1 protein-coding gene is annotated in these 1,025 nt (G+C 42.0%); it reads right to left on the reverse strand.

The annotated features are described in order from the left end of the window. Positions 1-538: 538 nt before the first annotated feature. On the reverse strand, positions 539-1,025 hold a 487-nt coding region (locus F6K51_RS38155; protein WP_293031587.1), incomplete at its 5' end, for an acyl-CoA dehydrogenase family protein.

The following is a 1,025-nucleotide window of genomic DNA, read 5'->3' on the forward strand; positions in this document are numbered from 1 at the left end:
GTATAGTCAGAGCGATAAGAGTATCCTTGGCTAGAAAGTCTAGTTGACTACTTTTTTGTTCTTTTCCTGCGGTATCTTGAGTACTGTTTTGACTTTGAGGGAGGGAAGATTTAGTCATACTAAGGTAAGTTATTGATGAGTACCAATTTCAAGTAATTTACCAGCCTTCAACACTATAATCGGATCGGCTAAAGGGACAGAAGCTAGTCTATGGGTTACTAAAATTGCAATTTTATCCATAACTAACTCAGCAAAACTACTATAGATTTCATACTCAATATGGGGGATCTAAAGTTCCTGTCAGCTAATCCCAAATCATGATTCTTTTTCCACACAAAAGCTTCTGGGAGTATCACCTTTGGCAAGGTTACCCCAGACAGTTCAGTGCTATTGTGGCTGAATCAACAAGCTGAATCAACAAAAGAATATTGCCAGGCGTTAATTTACCAGCCAAACCTTGCTGCACTACCCAAACTATGCTTTTGTGATTATTTTTTTTTCAGAACAATTAGAACAATAAGGGCAAGCCCTTATTGTTCTAGGACTTTCCCTGATTGTTCCCCGAAGAATTAAAAAACGCCCGATCGCTTTCTTGTCCCAGTACTTCCTGACCAATTGAGGCCAAAACGCGATCGCAATTATCATGCAAGGTATAGAAGGATAAATCGCGATAAATCCGTTCCAAAGGACTCGGTTGAATCATAGCACGAGCACCACACATCCGAGTACAGTGTTCCAAGGTCTCCAGTGCCAATTTTTCTGACAAATAACGAAAGCGGTTACCAGCTTCTTTGGCCTGCTGGTGTTGACCTGTTTCCCACAACCTAGCCACTTTTCGCAGCCACAAGTCCATGGTTTCAATGTTCATCATTGATTTAGCAATCCGATGCTGCACATAAGCATCCTTTTCTCTCCGTTGCTTTTTGATATGAGCCAGGGCATAACCGTAAGCCCCTTCTGCTGCCCCCAAAAATGCCGCTCCATACTGAGGAGTAAAGCGAGTTTGCCACTCTTCCAGCAAGTAA

Origin of the sequence: Moorena sp. SIO3I8, assembly GCF_010692325.1 — a bacterium.
Taxonomy (GTDB): domain Bacteria; phylum Cyanobacteriota; class Cyanobacteriia; order Cyanobacteriales; family Coleofasciculaceae; genus Moorena.